Source organism: Cupriavidus sp. LA-1, from assembly GCF_055385985.1.
Genome location: NZ_AP031388.1, coordinates 2,745,879 through 2,766,512, shown reverse-complemented (window position 1 = coordinate 2,766,512; position 20,634 = coordinate 2,745,879). Strand labels below are relative to the sequence as shown.

The following is a 20,634-nucleotide window of genomic DNA, read 5'->3' as shown; positions in this document are numbered from 1 at the left end:
GCGATGGGCGTTTCAAAGCAGCAGGCGGCCGAGAACCGCAAAGCCATCATTGCGGCTTCGGAGAAGCTGTTCCGCGAGCACGGAATCGATGGAGTCGGCCTGAGCGCGCTGATGAAGGCTGCCGGCTTTACCCAGGGCGGCTTCTACAACCACTTCGAATCGAAGGAGGCGCTGGCGGCCGAAGTCGTGGCGACTGCGATGGACAAAGCCAACCACGATCTGCAGGAAGCCATTGCAGCGCCAATTGCGCCAGGCGGCAGCCGTTTGCGGCGACAGATCGACTATTACCTGTCCGGCACGCATTGCGGCGATATCGAGCAGGGATGCGCGGTAGCCGGCCTTACCGCGGACGTGCGCCGGCTAGGCCACGAGGCGCAAGCGCGCTTTGCCCGGGGCTTGCAGGAGATGATTGAAATCCTGACGGCGCTCGTCGCAGAGCAGCACGCCGAAGGCATGGACAGCCAGCAAGCGCGCCGGGAGGCAATCGCGTTCTACAACGAGATGGTAGGGGCGATCATGCTCGCGCGCGCGGTAGCCAGCGCCAACCCCCGGCTTGGGGAGGAAATACTTGGCGCCAGCCGGCTGTCGCTTCTGAAGGAATTCGCACTGGAAGAGGCAGAGGACAAGCGGTAATCGGAGCATGTCCCGAGCGGATTGCGGCGGAAGACTCGCCATCCCGATACCTGGCAAGTAGCAGTGATGCCCTTTCTCGGAACTTCAGCGCATTCACCATAAAGACCAGGGACGATCCTGGTCCGCCCGCAGGCTCAGTGACCAAGACCGCTCCTGGCGATCTGCTGCTCCACGAACTGGGCGAAGAGCGCATGCATACGTGTCGTCGGATGAAGGTTGTCGGCAAACATGTATGTCTGATCGGCATTGGCCGTCACGTAGGTAGCCGGCGAGCACAGCAATGCCGTCGCATGCGGGGTTTTCGCCGGGTCGCAGGCGACGCTGGTGTTTGACACGGCGAAGCCATTGGCCTGAAAGTTCGCGACAATCTGAGTCACCCATGTATAAGAATCGACCTGGATGACGCTGCCTTGCGGCGCATTGGCCGGCAAGGCAGTGTTCAGTCTGTCGTTGAAGATTTGCGATAACTGGGACAGGTTTGCCCCGCCGTCGGCCGAGCTGACGCCTTTGGGCGATAGGCCGACATTCGGCACATTGATCAACACAACATGCGTGGCGCCATGCTGGACGATCTGCCCGACCAGCTGAGCGAGGATGGTTGCCGCCGTCTGCACCGTCTGCGCCGCGGCCGGAAGTGCCCCGGCGCGAAGCACGTCGTTGGAACCAGCCCAGACCAGCACCAGTTGGTTGGAACCGAAGCTGCCATGCGCGGACAGGTAGCTCGAAACCTGCTGGCTGACGGGCATTTCGATATTGCCGATCACGTCGGTGAGAAAGTCGTTCATGTTTGCCGGGGTCGCCACCGTGGCGCCGCCCTCCGCATAGCCGAGTCCGCCTTGCGCAGTCAGGCCATGCGTGAAGTCGATGGTAAACGCCGCGTTCAGCGTATCGCCGTAGTATTGCGCGACATCCTGAGTCCACACTTGCCCCGGGTTGGTCGTGAAACGTCCGCCGCCCACCGCGCTCGCGATCGGCGCATAGGTCCCGACGTCGGACAGGCTGTCGCCGAACGAGACAACCTGAAGATGAATGCCACCTGGCGGGGTAGCCACGCCGCTGTCGTGACTCGCCTCCCCGCCATCCCCACCGCATGCGGCAAGCAATGAAAGCGCCACGGCAAGCATTGCTGCGCGAATCTTGTCATTGAATCCTTGCATGGTTCCTCCCTCGCCGGCCGGCTGGGCAGTTGCGCTCACATGGCGGGCTCATCCTACTTGCGTTGACTAAGCATAGGACGCGCTGCCTTCGCCTTGCCATGGCGTCTCTCAGTCAGCAGCCGGCCTGATTTCCGACTACACCATGATGAGGCCGTGCCGCATGCCTTGCATGACGGCCTCGGTGCGGCTGCTTGCGCCGAGCTTGCCGAAAATGGACGAGAGGTGGAACTTCACCGTGTTTTCCGACAGGTCGAGCTGGCGCGCGATCTCCTTGTTGCCAAGCCCTTCGGCGAGCATGGTCAGCACTTCAATCTCGCGTGGCGTGAGCATTTCGACAAGCGCCGCGGATGCCACCTCGCGAGGCCCCTTGCGCTCCGCCAGCAGCCTGGCAAGGACCTCCGGAGACAGCACGTAAAGGCCCGCCGCCACGGCTTCGATCGCGGCGATGATTTCGTCGGGCGTCGCGCTGCGCGGCAGCAACGCCGTGGCGCCGCCTGTGCCTGCCAATGCCTCACGGATCCAGGCACTGTCCGCCTCGTCTGTGAGCAGAACCAGCGCCGGCGTTGCAGGATCGCGGTTCGCCCCCGGCGCCGGCAAGTCGCCGGCCTGCGGCTCCAGGTCGACCAGGACCACATCCGGCAGTTCACCGGCAAAGGGTTCGGCGATCACCGCGGCGTCGGCCGCGCTGCCGGCGAAATCGAGCGTCGGCGCCGCCTCGACAAGCGCCTGCAGGCCTGCGCGCGTTTGCGGCGACGCGGCAACGACTGCGACCCTGACCGGGCTCATCTGTTTTATCTCGGCATCCCACATGCGGCGGCTTGCAAGAATCTCAGTGGCACGAATTCCGTTGCTGGCGTTCGCCCACCGTGACCGAGCACTCGCTGCGCTCGCCGCCCCGGATCAGCCCGATCTTCAACAGCTGTCCGATACGGTCGCCACCAAGTGCGGCATGCACGTCATCCATGTCGCTGCACGGCTTGCCATCCAGTTCGATCAGCACATCCCCGATCAGTACCCCGGCTTGCTCCGCCGGCCCGCCTGCCGCAAGCGAAACCACCAGCAGCCCGCGCCCGGATGTCAGATTCAGCTTCGTCATCCAGCTCTCCGACAGGTTCACCGGCTGCGTGCCCACGCCAAGGTAGCCGTGCGAGACACGTCCCTTGCTCAGCAGTTCGCCGCTCACTCGCGTCACGGTCGCTGCCGGAATCAGAACGCCTGCGCCAGGCACGAGCGCCGATGTGCACAGGCCCATGACCCGCCCCTGCATGTCCGCCAGGGCCGCACCCGAGAAACCGGGGCGCAGGCCGCCGTCCAGCCGCACGAAGGCATCGAACTGCCCGCCTCGCCAGCTGCGCCATGGACCGCCGGCGGTGCCGACGACGCCAAAATCCGCGCTGGTGCCAAGCCGGTCCACCCGTGCCACCGCGAGCACCAGATGGCCTGCCTTGAGGGAGCTCGCATCACCGGTGTCGACCGGGTTCAGCGCCACGGCATCGAGCCTCAGTACGGCCAGGTCGGTGCCAGGGTCCCGTCCCGCCAGGACGGCCGCCACGACACGGCCATCGACCAGGACGACTTCAATGCCGTCGTCATGCCTGACAGTATGCGCCGCCGTGACGACTACGCCGGGTTGCCAGATGACGCCACTGGAGGGAAGGCGATGCCGCCCGTGCACCGCGACGACACTCTCGCCGACGCGCTCGGCGATGGCGGCGAGGTTGGCGGAAAGATCCTGCAAGGGATTTCCGCTGGAGCTGGGGGTTTCCATGTGATGACTCCTGCCATTGGCTACGTGAATCGATGCTTCGCGCCCCGCACGCCCGCGGATGCCAGGCGGGCAAGCGGCGACGCGTGGATTCACAATGACAGGCGCGCGACAGCCGCGCACCACCCTTATGGGTAGCCGGCGCTAAAGTCGGTGGCGCTGATTCGGCGGACCAGATGCTCCCCAGTCCAGCAGCGTCTCTGCGCTCCACTGCGCCGCAGTGAGTCTGGAGATGAAGAAATCGGCCAGGGCGCTCACCTTCGCGGGCCGTGCCCGGGCAGTGGGCGTGACGAAGTACAAGCCACCTTCAGGCAAGCGCCAATCGGTCAAAACGGGTTCGAGTTGCTGGTCCCGGAAATATTGCGTCGCGACAAACTCAGGAAGCTCGGTGACGGCAAGTCCGGCGAGGACCGTCGGCAGTAATGCTTCAATGCTCGTGCCTCGCAACGGCCCGGTCGGTGTGACGGTGCATTCCTCGCCACCATCGTGGGTAAAGCGCCAGACGTCGCGCTGACTCCTGTTGGCGTAGGTCAGACACTGGTGGGCGCCAAGATCACGCGGGTGCTGGGGACAGCCATGGCGAGACAGGTAGGCAGGAGACGCCACGACAAATCGACGCACGGGTGCGATCAGGCGTGCGACGAGTGACGAGTCCTCCATGATGGCGATGCGCAGGGCGGCGTCAAAGCCATCGCCGATCAGGTCAGTCTGCGCGTCGGTGAGATAAAGATCGACGGAAATATCCGGATAGGCCCGAAAGAATTCGGGCAACAACGGAGCCACCCAGCGGGTACCGAAGGACAGTGGCGCCGCGAGCTTGACGAGGCCACGCGGCCGGCTTGAGGTCTCGCGTGCGAAATCCTCTGCCTCCTCGGCCTCCGCGTAGATTCTGGCGGCGCGCTCGGCCAGCGTGTGGCCATAGTCAGTGAGTGCAAGTCGACGGGAGGTACGGTTGAACAGCCGGCCTCCAAGCCGCTCTTCAAGGCGGGTAACGGCCCGGGAAACGGTCGCGACCGAGACCCCCATGGCCGCTGCCGCCGCAGCGAACGAACCTTCTTCCGCGACCTTCGCGAACATCGCGAGCCCTTCGAAATCCGGCAGCCTCGACATCGACATTCCTGCAACGATGGTTTGCATTCATTTCTATTTCGAAAAATAGCACACCGTCATAGATTTGTCTCACGGCATAACGCCAACGTCGCCATCGACGATCAACCGCAAAGGACACGCCATGAGCAACCAGACCCACGCAACAGTCGAGATCACCCCCTCGGCCACTTCCGGTGCTGTCAGCAGCCCCGTCACCACCATTGTCCCGGCCTTGGGCCGCGTGATGCTGAGCACCATCTTCATCCTGTCCGGGCTGTCGAAGCTCGGCGCACCGGCGATGACGATCGGCTACATCCAGTCAGTCGGATTGCCGTTGGCGCCGGTTGCGTTCGGTATCGCCACGCTGATTGAGGTTGTCGGCGGCATCACGCTTCTGCTTGGCTACCGCACGCGGATCGTCGCGGGTGTTCTCTTCGTGTTCACGCTTGCGACGGCCGTGTTCTTTCACAACCAGCTCGGCGACCAGAACCAGTTCATCCATTTCTTCAAGAACATCGCCATGGCCGGCGGCCTGCTGCACGTGATTGCCTTCGGCGGCGGCCGTGTCAGCCTTGATGGCCGCCGGTCCTGACATACCGGCTTGGACCGCGAAGATCCACAATCATTGATTCAGGAGTGTGTTATGAATGACCGTATCCACGAACTGCTTTATCGCAACCTCCAGGAGGTCTTCGGTGAAGGCGACGCAACGCGTCGTCGCGCAGCCATCGAGGCGCTCTATACCGAGGACAGCGTGCTCTATGTGCCCACGGGCGTACTCGTCGGGCGCGACGCGATCGACAAATTTGCAGGCGATCTTCGCGCGACGCACCCGCACTTCGCCTACACGCCGCACGGCGAGCCCCAGGCTCTCCACAACGCCGGCCGCCTGGCCTGGGGTTCTGGCCCGCGCGGCGAAGCACCCGAGTATACGGGCTGGGATGTGATCATCGTTCGTGACGGGAAGATCGCAGCGCTCTACGTCTTCCTCGATAGCACGCCCACATAACGATGCAATGGCGCCGCGCTGCGCCGACCTCAGGCGGTCGAGCGCGGCGCTGCCGTGGAGCCCCGCACGATCAGCTGCGGCGTCAGTTGCACGGTGACGGCATCGGATGCGGGTTTGTCGATCTTCCTGAGCAGGAGGCGGGCAGCCTCCTCGCCCATTTCGTGCACGGCAATCCGCACCGTGGTCAGCGGCGGCGTCAGCGCGTCGGCGAAGGGCATGTCGTTGTGGCCCACCACCGAGACGTCATCGGGGCAACGCACCCCGCGTTCGCGCATGAAGTCGTAGCATCCCATCGCCACCAGGTCGTTGCCGGCGGCAATCGCCGTCATTTCCGGGAACGCCGCGAAGAGTTGCTCGCAAGCCAGCCTGCCCGCTTCGCGCGAGTAGCTGGCGGCTTCCAGCACCTGCCAGTCACTGCGCCGCAGGCGGTGGCGCCTGACCGCCTGGGTGAAACCCTCGCGCCGCAGGAAGCCGGTGGACAGCGAGGCCGGTCCGGCGATATGTCCGATGCGGCGGTGGCCCAGCGCCACGAGGTGGTCGACCGTCAGGCGCATCGCCAGCAGGTTGTCGCTCACCACGCAGGAAACCCGTCTGGTCTCTTCCCCCCGGTTGACCGTGACCACGGGGATATTCTGCTTGAGGCAGTAGTCGAGCACCGGGTCCTCCCGCTCTGCGGTGGCAAGCACCAGCCCTTCCACCTGGCGCCCGATCATCTGGTCGATGATAAAGCGCTGGCGGCTCTTGTCGGTACCCGCGTTGACCACGATCGGCACATAGCCCTGCTGCGCCAGCACGGATTCAATCCCGGCCAGGATGGGCGGGAACACCGGGTTGGCGATATCCGGCAGCACTACGCCCACCAGCCCGGAGCGCTGCGTGCGCAGCCCCGCCGCGATGCGGTTGGGGCGGAAGCCACGCAGCTCGGCAAGTTGCAGGATGCGTGCCGCGACCTCGTCCGCGACCAGATGCCGCGTGGCCGGGTTCATGACGCGCGAGACCGTCGAGTAATGCACGTCGATCTCGGCAGCCAGGTCTTTCAGGGTGAGGCGCTTGCGCTCGGGCATGGCGGCAGGTGGCGGGGCGGCAGCCCGGAGGATTGGAATAGTCGGTATTTTAAGCCAGCGCTGCCCGGCACCTCCCGTGCTGCGCGGCCGCCGCCCGTGTCACGGCTGCTGGCCGCCCTGCCGGCCACCCTACTGGCCACCCTTCACGCCGGATTGCCGGACCACCGGGGCCAGCTTGCCGATCTCCGCCTGGATATAGGTGGCGAACTCCTGCGGCGACGAGCGCCTGGGTTCCGCACCCTGCGCCGCCAGCCGCTCGCGCACATCGGGCGCGGCCAGTGCCTTGCCGATCTCGGCATTGAGCGCGTCGACGATGGGCTTGGGCGTGCCCGCCGGCGCCAGCACCCCAAACCAGGAATCGAAAGCGTAGCCAGGCAGGCCGGACTCCGCCACGGTGGGGATATCCGGCAGCGTGCCGGCGCGCTTTGCCGTGGTGACCGCCAGCGCCCGCAGCTTGCCCTGCTTGACGAAGGGCATGGCCGAGACGGTGGGCGCGAACATCATGTCGCCGCGGCCGGCCATGACGTCGGTGAGCGCCTCACCCGTGCCCTTGTACGGGATATGGACGATGTCGATGCCGGCCTGCATCTTGAACAGCTCGCCGCTGAGGTGCGTGGAGCTGCCCGATCCCGCCGAGTCGAAGTTCAGCGCGCCCGGAGTGGCCTTGGCAGCCGCGACCACGTCCCGCACCGACTTGTACTTGCTGGCAGTGTTGACCACCAGCACATTGGGCACGGTTGCCACCAGCGAGACCGGGGCAAAGTCCTTCACCGTGTCATAAGAGAGCCTGGGGTACAGCGTGGCGTTGATCGCATGGCCGACCGAAACCAGGATCAGCGTGTAGCCGTCCGGCGCCGCCTTGGCCACGCCGGTGGCGCCCAGGGTGCCGCCGGCGCCAGGCCGGTTGTCGACGATCACCTGATAGGTGCCGCCCTCGCCCATCTTGCTGCCGATGATGCGCGCCAGGATGTCGGTGGCGCTGCCTGCCGAAAATGGCACCACCAGCCGGATCGGCTTGCTGGGGTATTGCGGTTGGGCGCTGGCGGCGGGTGCCGCCGCCAGCAGCAACGATGACGCCAGGGCCAGCACGCTGGCTTGAATGGATCGAATCATCTGTGTCTCCTCACTCGGGAATACGGAGCGCCCGCGGGCACGTTTAGCAAACGTTTGCAGATCTCGTTAAAAAAATCACGACTTTGGGTACGGCATTGCCAGCAGCAGCATCGCCGGCCGGTTGCGCGGGTTCGATACCTGCCGCGCCTCACCCGGCGCAAGCCGCACCGAGTCGAACTGGCCGAGCATCACGGATTCATCCGGTGTGCTGATGCAGACTTCGCCTTCCAGCACCACATAGTGTTTTTCCACCGGCGAGGCATCCATCGTCGTATGGCCGCCCGGCAGCAGCACCGAGACGCCCATCCACAAGGCTTCGGACGGTCCCGCTTCATGCCCTTGCAGGCGCAGGCAGTGCATGCCCTCATGACTGGCCGGAAAGTAGGCCGGCGCCTGTGCGAACCGGGTCGTGTTCATGGCTTGAGCACCACGCGTTCGGTCGCGCCCTGCAGCACCGCCCGGTAGGCCTCCTTGGCGTCGGAGAGCGAATAGGTGTAGTCGGACAGGACCGGGAACGGCCGCAGCGCGCCCGAGGCAAACATCGGTGCGAGCTGGTCAAGGATGACCGCGCAGGCGTTGCTGTCCAGCGCCAGGGTGTCGACGCCCACATAGGTGTGCTGGCCACGATAGAAGGCGAAGATGTCGAACGGCACCGGCTTCTCGATGGTCGAGATAAAGATCTGCGCCGCGCCGATCGCCATGGCCTGGTTGGCCTGTTCGAAGTAGGGGCTCCCCACCGTGTTGTAGACGATGTCCGCACCGTGTCCACCGGTCTCTTCGCGCACCACGGCGGCGATAGATTCGCTGCTGGCATCGATCATGCGTACCTCGCCGCTGGCATGGCCGCGATAGGCATCCGCAGTGCGCTCCACGGCAAAGACGCGGGCGCCGAGCGCCGTGGCGATCTGGATCGTTGCCTGCCCCACCTTGCCGTTGCCGCCGCACACCAGCACGGTGCTGCCAGCCCGCGGCATACCCGCGCGGCGCAGCCCCTCATAGGCGGTGATGAACGGCACACCCACGGCGCCGGCTTCCAGCAGCGACACCGACACCGGCTTGGCGCGCACCGCGCTGGCCTGGATGCGCAGGTACTTGCCATGCGTGCCGTCGCGGCGGATGCCGAGCTCGCCGCCGCTGCCCCAGACCTGCTGGCCCAGCAGCTCGGACGGACCGTCGACCACCAGGCCGGCGTAGTCGCGTCCTGGCGTACGCGGCCACACCGCATGCGGCATCAGGCCGAGCGTTGCCTTCACGTCGCTCGGGTTCACCCCGGCACTGGCCACTTCGACGATGACCTGGCCCTGCGCCGCTTCCGGGCGCGGCACGCCGAGCAGCTCAAGCTGCAGGGCATCGATATTGGCGGCTTTTTCGCTGACTCGAATGGTGTTCATGATGGTTTCTTCCTGAAATGCTTGGTTCTGTATTGGGGGAATCAGGCTTCGCGCAGGCCGAGCGTGCTCCGGGCCTCGGCCGACGAGGCAATCTCGCCGCCGAGCGACCTGACGATGTCGCGCGCCTTGGCGACCAGCGCCGCGTTGCTTGGCGCCAGCACGCCCTTCTCCAGGTAAATGTTGTCTTCCATGCCGACGCGCACGTGTCCGCCCGCGAGCCAGGCCTGGGCAACGATCGGGAACTCCGCGCGGCCAATGCCGAATGCCGACCAGTGGGCGCCGGCAGGCAGCATGTTGCGGGCGTAGAAGATGGTTTCCGGCGTGGGCGCAAAGCCGTACTTCACGCCCAGCACGAAGGTCCACAGGCCGGGGCCGTCCAGCACGCCTTCGCGGATGAAGTCGAGCGCCATGTTGAGGTCGCCGGAATCGAAGATCTCCAGCTCGGGCATGACGCCGGCGGCGCGGATCACGCCGGCCATCTTGCGCACGTTGGCGGGCGTGTTGATGACCACGTCGGCGCCGGAGTTCATCGTGTTCAGGTCGAGCGAGCAGACGTCGGGGCGCAGCGCGGCGATATGCTCGACGCGCTTCGCCGGGTGCAGCAGCGTGGTGCCCGGCGCGGCCAGCCGCGGCTCGTCCTCGCTCGGCACGAAGCGGCCGCCGGGGCCGGTGGTGAGGTTGATGATCAGCGAGCGGTTGCGCTTGCGGATGCGGTCCATGACGTCGGCGTAGTAGTCGAGCGACATCGACGGGCGGCCCGTTTCCGGATCGCGCACATGGATATGGGCGGCGGCGGCACCGGCCTCGGCGGCTTCGAGTGCCGCGTCGGCGATCTGGGCCGGCGTGACCGGCAGGCCGGGGTGCTGTTCGGGCGTGACGATATTGCCGGTCACTGCGCAGGTGATGATGGTCTTGCGTGCGTGCATGAGCGAAAGCCGATAGTGAAAGCGATATGGGATGCGTGGGAAACGCTCTGATCCGGCCTGTCCTGGCGACTAGCCGAGCTGCCGGCCGCCATCGACGACGATGGTGGTGCCGGTGGCAAAGCGCAGCGAGGTGGCACAGGCGGCGATGGCATCCGCCACGTCCTGCGCCTGGCCGATGCGCTTCAGCGGCGTCGTCTTCGCGGCGCGTTCGTTGAAGTCACTGTCGCGGCCGGGTACAAAGCCGGTGTCGACCACGCCGGGCGACACGTTGAGCACCCGGATATGCGGTGCCAGCGCGCGCCCGAGGGACATCGCCATGACATCGAGCCCTGCCTTGGCCGCGCAGTACGCCACGTTGCTGCCCTGCCCCGTGCGTCCGGCGATGGAGCCGACATTGACCACCAGCCCGTCGCCCGTGGCGCGCAGGTGCGGCGCAAAGGCGCGGATGGCGGCGAACTGGCCGCGCCAGTTCACGGCAAACAGTTCGTCGATCAGGGCATCGTCGAGCGCGTCGAGGTCGGCATGCGGGACCGCCCGCGTAAAGCCTGCGGTGTTCACCAGGATGTCGACACGGCCGTAGTGGTGGCTGACCTCGTCGGCCAGCGCGCGCAGCGAGGCACTGTCAGAGATTTCGGCCACGGCGCCAAGGTGGTTGCCGGCGGGCAAGGTCGCGGCGGCACTGGCTGCCTTGTCCGCATCGCGCCCGGTCAGCACGACGCTGGCGCCAAGCTGAGCCAGCGTAGCACCGGCCGCAACGCCGATACCGCCGGTGCCACCCAGGATGACGGCAACCTTGCCGGAAAGGGAAGTTGTGCTCATGGTTTCTGTGTAGGAATGCGTGAATGGAATCCGACCCTGCTTTCAGTCGATCGGCGGCTTCGGGAAGGCCTGCTCGCCGGGCTCCAGCGTGAAATCGAACGCCAGCGTGTAGAACGGTGCCGGCACCTCGCCCCAGGGGCTGAGGCCGTGCTCATGCAGGCGCAGATCGCCAACCAGTTGCCGGTGCACGCCGAACGTGACATCGGACGCCAGCGGCTCCGGCTCATCGGCGAATACCTGCGTGACGAGCGTGCGGTAACCCGGCGCCGCGACAATGAAATGGATGTGCGCCGGCCGGTACGGATGACGCTTCTGCGCGGCCAGCAGCGTGCCCACGGGGCCGTCGGTCGGCACCGGGTAGCCGGCGGGACGCACGGTGCGGAAGTGATAGTTGCCGCTCTCATCCGCATGGAAGCAGCCGCGCAGGTTGCGGTCGGGCTGCGTGGGGTCCTGGTTGTCGTACAGGCCCACGGGCGACGCCTGCCAGATCTCGACCAGCGCGCCAGGCAGCGGCTTGCCATCGGTCCCCCGCACAGTGCCGCTGACAAACAGCGGCAAGCCGGGCGCGTCGTCCTGCACGACGCAATCGCCGCAGGCGTAGCGCGGCGCGTTGGCGCGATAGAACGGGCCGAGCAGCGCGCCGGGCGTGCGCCCTTCCCGGGTGCCGTTGTTCATCGCCGTCACCAGGGTCGACAGCCCCAGCACGTCGGCAGCCAGGACAACCTCGTTGTGCCTGGCGTTGGTGGCATGGCCGAGACTGGCGATATACCCCAGGGCAAGCTCGAACTCCTCGTCCGACAAGCGCACCTCGGTCAGGAAGCCATGAAGGTGCCGCACCAGGGCGTCCATGACGAAGTGCAGGCGGGGATTGGTGGTATTGGCCATGGCCGCCTGGACCACGCCGGTCACCGAGTGTTCATCCTCGATCAGCGCCAGGCTCTCGCCTTGTGGCACCTGCCGCTCGATGGAAGTTTTCATCTTTCGTCTCCTTTGCAAACGTTTGCATTATCGACCGCCAAGCGGATCGGTCAAGGACGAAATTGACGAGCACCATGCCACCAGGGGCTATGCGAGGGCCAAAATCCTAATGGAAACAATCAGATATGGGTGCGGATAGGGAGAAACCCCAGGTCGCCCCGACAGGTGTCATGCCACGCGTTCGCGTCGCAGGAAATGTCCGACGCTCCACATGCGTCGCCCCGCCGTGGCGCAGCGCGCACTGCCTCCCGATGGTCTCGCCTACAATGATTCTGGCTGCACGTTTTGACCCCGACTCACGCATGGCTGCGCGGCAGCTGTCGCGCAGACACGGGCAGCCCGCTCAGTCGCGCTTGCAGCCGGCCAGCGTGGCCGGTTCAGGGCAGATCAAAGCGGTTCAAGGCGGCTCACTGACGACGGTGTGGCAAAGGAGCATGATCGATGCGCTCGCGAGCGAGGGATACCATGCGCCTGAGACGCCTTGCGACCTGGGTCGCGGCCGTCATCGTCGCGCTGATCGTCGCCGGGCGTGTCACCGGCCTCATTGTTGACTGGCTGTGGTTCGGCTCGGTTGGCTACGCCGGGGTCTTTCGCACGATATTCTCCACCCAGGTGCTGCTGTTCCTTGCCGTATTCGCGGTTTCGGCGGGCGCGCTCTGGCTATCGGGCTGGCTGGCGCACCGCTGCGCGAGGCCAGCGCAGGCCCGCATGCCGGAGGTTCTGGGCGAAGTGGTCGGCGAGATGGCGACGCACCTCCCCTGGCGCGCTGCCATTGCCGGCGCTGCCGCCCTCGTGGGGCTGCTCATCGCCGTCGGTGAACTGTCGAGCTGGGACATTGCGCTGCGCTACATCAATCAGGTGGCATTCGGCAAGACCGACCCGATCTTCGGCAAGGACATCGGTTTCTACTTCTTCTCGCTGCCGGCGTATCTGGCACTCAGGAACTGGCTGCTCCTGCTGCTGTGCTGCAGCGCCGTGGCTGCCGGGGCGGTCTACGGGCTGCGCGGTGACATCGCGCTGATCCAGTCGCCGCGCGGGCTTTCACCGGCGGCAGCTACCCATGGTTCGGCATTGCTCGGCCTGTTCTTCGCGCTGCAGGCGTGGTCCTACTGGCTCGACCGCTTCATCCTGCTCTATGGCGACAACGGCGTCGTGGTCGGCGCGAGCTATACCGACGTCCATGTCGGGCTGCCGGTCCTGTGGCTGCAATTCGGCCTGGCTGCCGCGGCGGCCGCCGCTTGCTGGGCCAATATGCGCTGGCGGGACTATCGGGTACCTGCGGCCGCGGCACTCCTGGTGGTCGGCAGCGCATTCCTGCTCGGCACGATCTATCCGGCACTGTTCCAGCGTTTCTATGTCAAGCCGAACGAGCTGCAACTGGAGACGCCGTATCTCGAACACAATATTGCGCTGACGCGCGAGGCCTATGGCGTGACGCAGATCGAGGCCAAACCGTTTCCCGTCGAACAGAGCCTGAATCTCGCCTCGCTCCAGGCCAATCGCCCGACCATCGACAACATCCGCCTGTGGGACCTGCAGCCGCTGCGCGATACCTACGCGCAGTTGCAGGAGATCCGGACCTATTACAAGTTCCTCGCGACGGACATCGACCGCTACCGGCTCGACGCAGGCTACCAGCAAGTCATGCTGTCGGCGCGCGAACTGGAGCCAGCGCTGATTCCGGCCAATGCCCAGACCTGGGTGAATCTGCATCTCCTGTTCACGCATGGCAATGGCGTCGTGATGTCGCCGGTCACCGAGAAATCCGCCGAAGGCCTGCCCACGCTCTATCTGCATGATATTCCCCCGCTCTCCAACGGCGGCCCGGTCATCCAGGAGCCGCGTCTCTACTTCGGCGAAGGCGGCAAGGGCTATGTCATCGTCAAAGGCAGCATGCCCGAGTTCGACTACCCCAAGGGCACCGACAATGCCTATACGGCTTACCGCGGGCGCGACGGCATCGAGATCGGCGGCATGGCGCGCCGTACCCTGTTCGCCTGGCAGTTCGACGATCCCAATATCCTGCTGAGCGGCTACATCACGCAGGAAAGCCGCATCCTGCTCCATCGCAATATCCGGGACCGCGTGCACACGATTGCCCCGTTCCTCATGCTCGACCGTGACCCCTATGCTGTCGTCAGCGACGGGCGCATCTACTGGATCCAGGACGCCTACACCACCAGCCGCTGGTTCCCTTATTCGCAGGCCGGCGCCGGCGACGGCGACAACTACATCCGCAACGCCGTCAAGGTCGTGATCGATGCGTACCACGGTACGGTCGACTTCTACATCAGCGACCCGGCCGATCCGGTCCTGCAGGTGTACCAGCGCATTTTCCCGCGCATGTTCAGGCCGCTGAGCACCATGCCGCAGGACTTGCAGCGGCATATCCGCTACCCTGAAGACCTGTTCCTGATCCAGGCGCAGATCTACCGCGCCTACCACATGGAAGCGGCAGAAGTCTTCTATAACCGCGAGGATCTCTGGGAGTTTCCGCGCCAGGTGTCGGGCATGAACGCAGCGAACATGCCCGCCGGGCGGATGATGCCCTACTACATGATCCTGCGGCTGCCGGGGGAGCCGCGCGCCGAGTTCATCCTCATGCTGCCGATGGTGCCCAGTCAGCGCGAGAACATGATTGCCTGGCTGGCGGCGCGCTCCGATCCCCCCAATTACGGCAAGCTCGTGGCCTACACCTTCCCCAAGGAAAAGCTGGTCTACGGGCCGTTCCAGATCGAGGCGCGCATCCAGCAGAATACCGAGATCTCGCAGCAGATTTCCCTGTGGAACCAGATGGGCTCGCGCGTCATCCGCGGCCATCTCCAGGTCGTGCCCATCGAGCACTCAATCCTCTATGTTTCCCCGCTCTACCTGCGCGCGGAGTCCGGCCAGTTGCCCGAACTCAAGCGGGTGATCGCCGCCTATGGCGATCGCGTGGTCATGGAAGACACCCTGGGCGCAGCGCTTGCAGCCCTCTTCAAGGAATCCGCGCCGGAGGCGATTCCGGCGCAGGGCGCAGCGAACGCCCGCGCGCGCGAGGCGCTCGCGCACTATGACCGCGCCATCGAGCACTTGAAGGCGGGGGACTGGAGCGGCTTCGGCGCGGAACTCGATGCCTTGCGGCCGCTGCTTGAGGCACTCGGGGCCAGCGGTACCGACGAGCGGAAGTAAGCGGCCGGTTCAAGGCTCGGCTGACGCGACTCGCCGGAGGAGATGCATCGGGCCAAGGCCCTCAATGGCCCGCATCTACGCCTCATCCTGGACAAACAACGAGCCTGCGAACGCCAGGGCAGGTGTTTGCCGATAGCCGTGCCGGCAACCTGACAATGCAGTCGGACATTGACCGCCGCAGCCGTCCTATGTCGCCAGTTCCCTGATCTTCTCGACGACCTCCGGATTGGCAAGCGTGGACACGTCGCCAGGATCCTGGTGGTTGGAGATTGCCGCCAGCACGCGGCGCATGATCTTGCCCGAGCGTGTCTTGGGCATGTCGGGAACGATCACGACCCGATGCGGACGCGCAATGGCGCCGATCTGGGACACCACCGAGGCCGCGACCTTGTTCGCGATCTTGGTGGAAGGCGACAGTCCCGGCTTGAGCGACACATAGAGATCAGGAACCTTGCCCTTGACCTCGTCGGCCACCGGCACCACCGCCGCCTCGGCGACGTCTGGCACCAGCAGTGCGGCCGATTCGATCTCCTTGGTGCCGAGGCGATGGCCGGAAACGTTGATCACGTCGTCGATGCGGCCCAGGATGCGAAAGTAGCCGTCCGCGGCCTGCATTGCGCCATCGCCCGCCATGTACGGCCAGTCGCGCCAGTCCTTGCTGTCCGGATTCTTGCAATAGCGCGCATAGTACTGGCGCACATAGCGGTCCGGATCCTTCCAGACGGTTTGGAATATGCCCGGCCAGGGATTGCGGATGCAGATGTTGCCCGCCTTGCCCGAGCCAGCCGCGACCTCCTTGCCTGCCTCGTCAAAGATCACCGGATGAATGCCCGGAATCCCCGGGCCAGTGCTGCCGGGCTTCATCAGGTGGATGCCCGGCAGCGTGCTGCAGAGGAAGCCCCCATTCTCGGTTTGCCACCAGGTGTCCACGATGACCGCCTCGCCCTTGCCGACTTCACGGTGGTACCACTTCCAGACTTCGGGCTCGATCGGCTCGCCCACTGTGGTCATGTGCTTGAAATGGCAGTTGTACTTCGCCGGTTCGTCGGGCCCGTTGCGCCGCAGCGCGCGGATTGCGGTGGGCGAGGTGTGGAAGATATTGACGCCAAGGCTTTCCGCAATACGCCAGGGTCGGCCGGCGTCGGGCCAGGTCGGCAAGCCTTCGTAGACGACAGACGAGGCGGCGAGCGAGAGCGGGCCATAGACGATGTAGGAATGCCCGGTGATCCAGCCAATATCGGCCATGCACCAGTAGACGTCCTCGGGGTGGATATCCTGGATGTACTTCGAGGTCCACGCCACGTAGGACAAGTAGCCGCCGGTGGAATGCTGGCAGCCCTTGGGCCGGCCCGTGGTGCCGCTCGTGTACATCAGGAACAGCGGTGCCTCCGCCGGCATCGACTCTGGCTCGACACGCCTGCCGCGGAACCCGGCGAGCACGTCATTGATGATGACATCGCGGCCCGATACCAGTTTGGCGGCACTGGAATACTTGCCCGGGTAGCGCTGCCAGATCAGAACCTTCTCGACCTGCTGACCGGCGCTGGCGGCCTCTGCCACGGCGATGTCGGCCTTTTCCTTGTGATCGAGCAATTCACCGCCGCGGTAATAGGCGTCCATGGTGATCAGCAGCCGGCTCTCAGAGTCCGCGATGCGCTCGGCGCAGGCCTTGCCGCTGAAGCCGCTGAATACCTGGGAATGAATCACGCCGATGCGCGCGCACGCGAGCATGGTGATGGGCAGTTCGGCCACCATGGGCATATGCAGCGTGACGCGGTCGCCGGCCTGCAGGCCGCAGAACTCGCGCAGCAGGGCGGCCAGCTCATTGACGCGAACAAAGAGTTCCTGATAGGTGAGGTGATGCACCGCCTCATGTTCCGGCTCGGGCACGAAATGAATCGCGGTCTTGTTCCTATGCGCTGCGAGGTGGCGATCCACGCAATTGTGGCAGGCGTTGATCCTGCCGCCGACGAACCAGCGCCAGAAAGGCGGGGTGCTGGTATCCAAGGTCGTTTCCCAGTATTTGTCCCAGTCCAGCAGGTCTGCAAACTCCTTGAAACACTCCGGGAAACGGTCGAGGGAGAAGCGATCGAAAATGCGCGGATCGGTCAGATTGGCCTGCGCAATGAACTGGCCGGCCGGCGGGACATAGTCCTCCTCGGGCCAATGCACCGCGATTTCGGCCTCGGACACATCGACCAATTCCTGCTGTGCAGCATGGCGTGGCGATTTGCCTTCAGACATGACGATTCCCCTTCACTTTCCATGGCATCTATCCAGGTAGTGTCGGTGCCACTATCCTGCGATAGCCGCCTGAAACGACTAGTCCATATTAAGTCCGGGCACGGGGAGTTGCCAGGAAATCGGCCTGCCGCTGTCCGCCGAGCCCAGGGCTTGCCTGCCGCCCGCCATACGCTAGATTCGTAGTGGGGGGCATTGGAGAATGAGCAATGACCAACGATCTTCTCGTGGAATGCGTGGACGTGTGGGCGGCAACCATACCGGACCGGCCCGGCGGCCTCGCGGAGGTGCTGGAGACCTTGCGTGATGCCGGTGCGGACCTGCAATTCGCGATTGCGCGCCGCACGCCGGAGGATCCCGGCAAGGGTGTCGTGTTCGTGACACCGCTGCAGAATGACAGGGAAATCCGTGCAGCTGCCCAGGTCGGCTTCAATGTTACGCACAGCCTGCATTCGGTGCGTATCATGGGCGGGGACCGCCCCGGCATCGTGGCGGAGCTGACCCGCAAGCTTGCGGAAGGCGGAATCAACCTGCGCGGATTCTCTGCCTCCGTCATCGGGGTACAGTTTGTCGCGTACGTGTCGGTGGACTCGCGCGACGATGCGAACAAGGCAGTGGCGATTCTGGGCAAGGGTTGAAGCTTGCCGCGGGGCGCAACACAGGCAATCACAAGCCGGTGGCAATCTCGCCCGGCGGGACTCGCAGATCACGCCCGCAGCGAGCCCTTCTGCATGCGACGCCTTCGCGCCGGGGCCCCGCCATCTCCTATCATGGAATCACGCCTTGCCTCTGAACGAGCAGGCATGGGGCCCGGCGCGAACCGCCTGAGGCATGTTGATGGCGTCCCCGACGCCCTCCGCACACCCGGTTGCGCCGTGGCGGTTCCTCCTTTGGCGAACCCGGCGATTTGCGCCCAGACCGCGCATCGCCGGCATGCATGTCAGGAGAATTCCATGGGCGACAATCAGCAACAAACCGTCATCGCGCTGAACCAGTTGATCGAGGCTGGCAAGGACAGCGAACTGGCCTGCATGAGCGGTGCCAGCGAAGTGCACGATACGCAGATTCGCGACATTCTGACCAGCACCGCGGATTCCTGCCGGGCGTCGGTGAAGGAATTGCAATCGCTGGTCAGTGCCATGGGTGGCGCACCGGCTGACCGGGGTAGCATGAATGGCAGGCTGTTCCGCGGCTGGATGGCGTTCCGCCACATGCTGTCGCCGAACAACGACGACACAGTGCTGGGAATGTGCGAGCACGAGGAAGATGCCGCCAGGCGTGAGTATCAGTCCGTCATGATGAAGCCGCTGCCACCCGAGGCCAGCGCAGCGCTGCAACGACAGTATGAGGCGTTGACGCAGCATCATGGCCGGATTCATGCCATGCGCGGTATGCAGATTCACTGAGGACGTGGCCGCAAGCTTGCGCGCCAGAGGGGGCAGTCTTGCATGCTCCCCCGCCATGTTGTGACAGAACGCGACCGTTCAGCACGCCGCACGGCAACCCATGGCACCGGTTGCCGTGCGGCGTCCGCACAAGCGTAGCCTTTCAGGCGTGAGAGCCATCGGTGAACGGATCGCGGGGAGCCGTGACCTTCTCGCCGTCCGTGAAGACATCGAATTTGCCTGTCTTTGCGCCGTCCGTGAACGGATCACGAGGCCCGGCGACGTGGGTACTGCAGTCGGCGCAGGTACTGTCGGCGCGGCCGGCGAAGGCATAGGATTGGGCGGCGAACGACGCCAGCGCGGCAGCAGCCAGCGGAATCAGGATTTTCATGTCAATCTCCAGATGCGGTAAGTCCAGGGCCCGAGGCACAGAGCGTGTCGCTACGGCGCTGTGCCTTGGTGCTGCACGACGCCTGGTCCAGCGCGCCATGCACCTGTAAGACGCCGGCGGCGCGCGGATTATTCCTGCTCGTTTGGCGTGGCCCGGAGCGCTTGCACAAAGGCATGCAGGTGCGCGGGCTCCGCATCGGTGATGGCCCAGAAGTTCATGCCGTCCTGGTACCAGCGGGCAACTGCGTATCCGTCGGTGGAATAGCTTGCCGGTGCCGAGGCACCGTTCGTTGCCGGCAGGACGTACAGATCGATCGGATGCTTCTGGTAGTGGTAGATCAGTACGCCAACGGTGCGGCGGTCGATATAGTCCAGCCGGCCGCCTGCCAGCGGAAAGCCCTGCGCCGCAAGGTCGGTGACCGGCGGCGCATAGTCGAGCCGGCCGTTGAACCACGGTTTGACTGTGTGCTGGTCGGTCGATACCACATCGATCGGGTGCTGTGACAACAGCGCGCGCACGTGGCTCGATACAATGGCCTGCCCCAGTGCCTCGGTCTGCGGCGGGCGCACCAGGATCAGCGCGCCGAACACCAGCGCCGAGGCCGCCACCCCGGCAAGACCACCGCCTGCCCACGCCAGCGCGCCGCCAGAGAAAAGCGTCGGCCAGGTGAAGCGGGCCTTGCGGGGCTGCGCTTGGCGCGGCAGTGCGGCCAGCACGCGCGCCGTCAGATGCGCCGGCGCGCGGTGATAGAGCGATCCGTCGTGCAGCATGCTGTGCAGCGAGGTTTCCATCGCATCATCCTTCATGATTCGCTCCCGTCGATTGAGCGCGCACCGGGCGGAGCGCGATGCCGCCATTGCCAGCATTGCCCCCGTGCACCCGCGCCTGCTCGGCGCGCACCGCCGTGCAGAGCAGCTGGCGGGCGCGCGCCAGCCGCGACATCACGGTGCCGATCGGAATGTCGGCAACCTCGGCAATATCCCGATAGCTCATGTCTTCGAGCTCGCGCAGGACAAGCGTTTCGCGATAGACGACCGGCAACCGTTCGAGTGCGCGGTGGACCAGTTCCACCTCGTCGTGGCGCACGGCCAGCGTTTCGGGATTGCTGCCGATATCGTCGACCCAGCCCGGTAATCGCTCGTCGCCATGCAGCGTTTCGTCGTACGGCGTGCCATCGGCGGCATCGGACCGCCTGCGCCATTCGGTGAACCATGTGTTCCTGACGATGGCCAGCAGCCATGCGCGCGCATTGTCGCCGTGAAAGCCTTCAAAGAACCGGAATGCACGCAAGTAGGCCTCCTGCACGATATCGTCCGCATCGCTCGCACTGCCGCTCAGCCAGCGCGCCAGGTTGTAGGCCGCGTCCAGATGCGGCAACGCCACTTCCGCGAAGCGGCTCGACTTGTCGGTTGCGATCACGGTGCTCTCCTGTCCCAGGCCCATGTAGAACCGCCTGACACCACGGTTTATTCCCGGCGCCTCGACTTTTTTCGGAGGTCGTT

At 65.2% G+C, this 20,634-nt stretch carries 21 protein-coding genes; 6 read left to right on the top strand and 15 right to left on the bottom strand.

Annotated features, from left to right (window positions below):
• Positions 1-3 precede the first annotated feature (3 nt).
• Positions 4-633, top strand: coding sequence for a TetR/AcrR family transcriptional regulator (locus ACZ5MJ_RS31575; RefSeq protein ID WP_464225014.1), 630 nt, complete (start codon positions 4-6; stop codon positions 631-633).
• Positions 634-767: 134 nt separating this feature from the next.
• On the opposite strand, the gene ACZ5MJ_RS31570 is transcribed toward ACZ5MJ_RS31575, so the two are convergent.
• The 4 genes from ACZ5MJ_RS31570 to ACZ5MJ_RS31555 all read right to left on the bottom strand — a co-directional run bounded on the left by ACZ5MJ_RS31570 (position 768) and on the right by ACZ5MJ_RS31555 (position 4,665).
• Entirely contained in the window at positions 768-1,790 is a 1,023-nt protein-coding gene (locus tag ACZ5MJ_RS31570) for an SGNH/GDSL hydrolase family protein (RefSeq protein ID WP_464225013.1), read from the bottom strand.
• 135 nt (positions 1,791-1,925) lie between these two features.
• On the bottom strand, positions 1,926-2,600 hold the full coding sequence (locus ACZ5MJ_RS31565) for a LuxR C-terminal-related transcriptional regulator (RefSeq protein WP_464225012.1): 675 nt from the start codon (positions 2,598-2,600) through the stop codon (positions 1,926-1,928).
• Positions 2,601-2,619: 19 nt separating this feature from the next.
• On the bottom strand, positions 2,620-3,558 hold the full coding sequence (locus ACZ5MJ_RS31560; RefSeq protein ID WP_464225011.1) for a S1C family serine protease: 939 nt from the start codon (positions 3,556-3,558) through the stop codon (positions 2,620-2,622).
• 141 nt (positions 3,559-3,699) lie between these two features.
• On the bottom strand, positions 3,700-4,665 hold the full coding sequence (locus ACZ5MJ_RS31555) for a substrate binding domain-containing protein (RefSeq protein WP_464226660.1): 966 nt from the start codon (positions 4,663-4,665) through the stop codon (positions 3,700-3,702).
• Between the two features lie 121 nt (positions 4,666-4,786).
• On the opposite strand from ACZ5MJ_RS31555, the gene ACZ5MJ_RS31550 reads away from it, so the two are divergent.
• A complete protein-coding gene (locus ACZ5MJ_RS31550) occupies positions 4,787-5,236 on the top strand; it encodes a DoxX family protein (protein WP_464225010.1) in 450 nt (149 codons plus the stop codon).
• A gap of 51 nt (positions 5,237-5,287) precedes the next feature.
• Positions 5,288-5,653, top strand: a complete 366-nt coding sequence (locus tag ACZ5MJ_RS31545; RefSeq protein WP_464225009.1) for a nuclear transport factor 2 family protein — start codon at positions 5,288-5,290, stop codon at positions 5,651-5,653.
• Between the two features lie 29 nt (positions 5,654-5,682).
• Here the strand turns inward: ACZ5MJ_RS31545 and ACZ5MJ_RS31540 are convergent, their stop codons facing one another.
• From ACZ5MJ_RS31540 to ACZ5MJ_RS31510, 7 genes are all read right to left on the bottom strand, one after another.
• A complete protein-coding gene (locus tag ACZ5MJ_RS31540; RefSeq protein WP_464225008.1) occupies positions 5,683-6,717 on the bottom strand; it encodes a LacI family DNA-binding transcriptional regulator in 1,035 nt (344 codons plus the stop codon).
• Positions 6,718-6,846: 129 nt separating this feature from the next.
• Entirely contained in the window at positions 6,847-7,830 is a 984-nt protein-coding gene (locus ACZ5MJ_RS31535) for a tripartite tricarboxylate transporter substrate binding protein (RefSeq protein WP_464225007.1), read from the bottom strand.
• 75 nt (positions 7,831-7,905) lie between these two features.
• On the bottom strand, positions 7,906-8,247 hold the full coding sequence (locus ACZ5MJ_RS31530; protein WP_464225006.1) for a cupin domain-containing protein: 342 nt from the start codon (positions 8,245-8,247) through the stop codon (positions 7,906-7,908).
• A complete protein-coding gene (locus ACZ5MJ_RS31525; RefSeq protein WP_464225004.1) occupies positions 8,244-9,221 on the bottom strand; it encodes a quinone oxidoreductase family protein in 978 nt (325 codons plus the stop codon). Before ACZ5MJ_RS31525 ends, ACZ5MJ_RS31530 begins: the two co-directional genes overlap by 4 nt.
• Before the next feature lie 41 nt (positions 9,222-9,262).
• Positions 9,263-10,147, bottom strand: a complete 885-nt coding sequence (locus tag ACZ5MJ_RS31520; RefSeq protein ID WP_464225003.1) for a beta-keto acid cleavage family enzyme — start codon at positions 10,145-10,147, stop codon at positions 9,263-9,265.
• A gap of 69 nt (positions 10,148-10,216) precedes the next feature.
• The gene (locus tag ACZ5MJ_RS31515) at positions 10,217-10,966 is read right to left on the bottom strand and encodes an SDR family NAD(P)-dependent oxidoreductase (RefSeq protein WP_464225002.1); all 750 of its coding nucleotides are present in this window, start codon (positions 10,964-10,966) and stop codon (positions 10,217-10,219) included.
• Positions 10,967-11,008: 42 nt separating this feature from the next.
• Positions 11,009-11,944, bottom strand: coding sequence for a dioxygenase family protein (locus tag ACZ5MJ_RS31510; RefSeq protein WP_464225001.1), 936 nt, complete (start codon positions 11,942-11,944; stop codon positions 11,009-11,011).
• 441 nt (positions 11,945-12,385) lie between these two features.
• Here ACZ5MJ_RS31510 and ACZ5MJ_RS31505 point away from each other — a divergent pair, with 441 nt between their 5' ends.
• Positions 12,386-15,115 (top strand): UPF0182 family membrane protein, encoded by a 2,730-nt coding sequence (locus tag ACZ5MJ_RS31505; RefSeq protein ID WP_464225000.1) that lies wholly within the window; start codon positions 12,386-12,388, stop codon positions 15,113-15,115.
• Between the two features lie 186 nt (positions 15,116-15,301).
• On the opposite strand, the gene acs is transcribed toward ACZ5MJ_RS31505, so the two are convergent.
• Positions 15,302-17,359: an acetate--CoA ligase gene (acs, locus tag ACZ5MJ_RS31500; RefSeq protein ID WP_464224999.1), complete on the bottom strand. Its 2,058-nt coding sequence runs from the start codon at positions 17,357-17,359 to the stop codon at positions 15,302-15,304.
• A 206-nt stretch (positions 17,360-17,565) separates the two neighbouring features.
• Here acs and ACZ5MJ_RS31495 point away from each other — a divergent pair, with 206 nt between their 5' ends.
• Both ACZ5MJ_RS31495 and ACZ5MJ_RS31490 read left to right on the top strand, forming a co-directional pair.
• On the top strand, positions 17,566-17,994 hold the full coding sequence (locus ACZ5MJ_RS31495; protein ID WP_464224998.1) for an ACT domain-containing protein: 429 nt from the start codon (positions 17,566-17,568) through the stop codon (positions 17,992-17,994).
• 315 nt (positions 17,995-18,309) lie between these two features.
• Positions 18,310-18,762 carry a PA2169 family four-helix-bundle protein gene (locus ACZ5MJ_RS31490; protein WP_464224997.1) on the top strand — a complete coding sequence of 151 codons (453 nt, stop codon included), beginning with the start codon at positions 18,310-18,312 and terminating at the stop codon, positions 18,760-18,762.
• 142 nt (positions 18,763-18,904) lie between these two features.
• On the opposite strand, the gene ACZ5MJ_RS31485 is transcribed toward ACZ5MJ_RS31490, so the two are convergent.
• The 3 genes from ACZ5MJ_RS31485 to ACZ5MJ_RS31475 all read right to left on the bottom strand — a co-directional run bounded on the left by ACZ5MJ_RS31485 (position 18,905) and on the right by ACZ5MJ_RS31475 (position 20,551).
• Positions 18,905-19,132, bottom strand: coding sequence for a hypothetical protein (locus tag ACZ5MJ_RS31485; RefSeq protein WP_464224996.1), 228 nt, complete (start codon positions 19,130-19,132; stop codon positions 18,905-18,907).
• Positions 19,133-19,260: 128 nt separating this feature from the next.
• Positions 19,261-19,938 carry an anti-sigma factor family protein gene (locus ACZ5MJ_RS31480; protein WP_464224995.1) on the bottom strand — a complete coding sequence of 226 codons (678 nt, stop codon included), beginning with the start codon at positions 19,936-19,938 and terminating at the stop codon, positions 19,261-19,263.
• Complete coding sequence (locus ACZ5MJ_RS31475; RefSeq protein WP_464226658.1) at positions 19,928-20,551, bottom strand: RNA polymerase sigma factor; 624 nt, start codon at positions 20,549-20,551, stop codon at positions 19,928-19,930. The genes ACZ5MJ_RS31480 and ACZ5MJ_RS31475 overlap by 11 nt, the downstream gene beginning before the upstream one ends.
• Positions 20,552-20,634 lie beyond the last annotated feature (83 nt).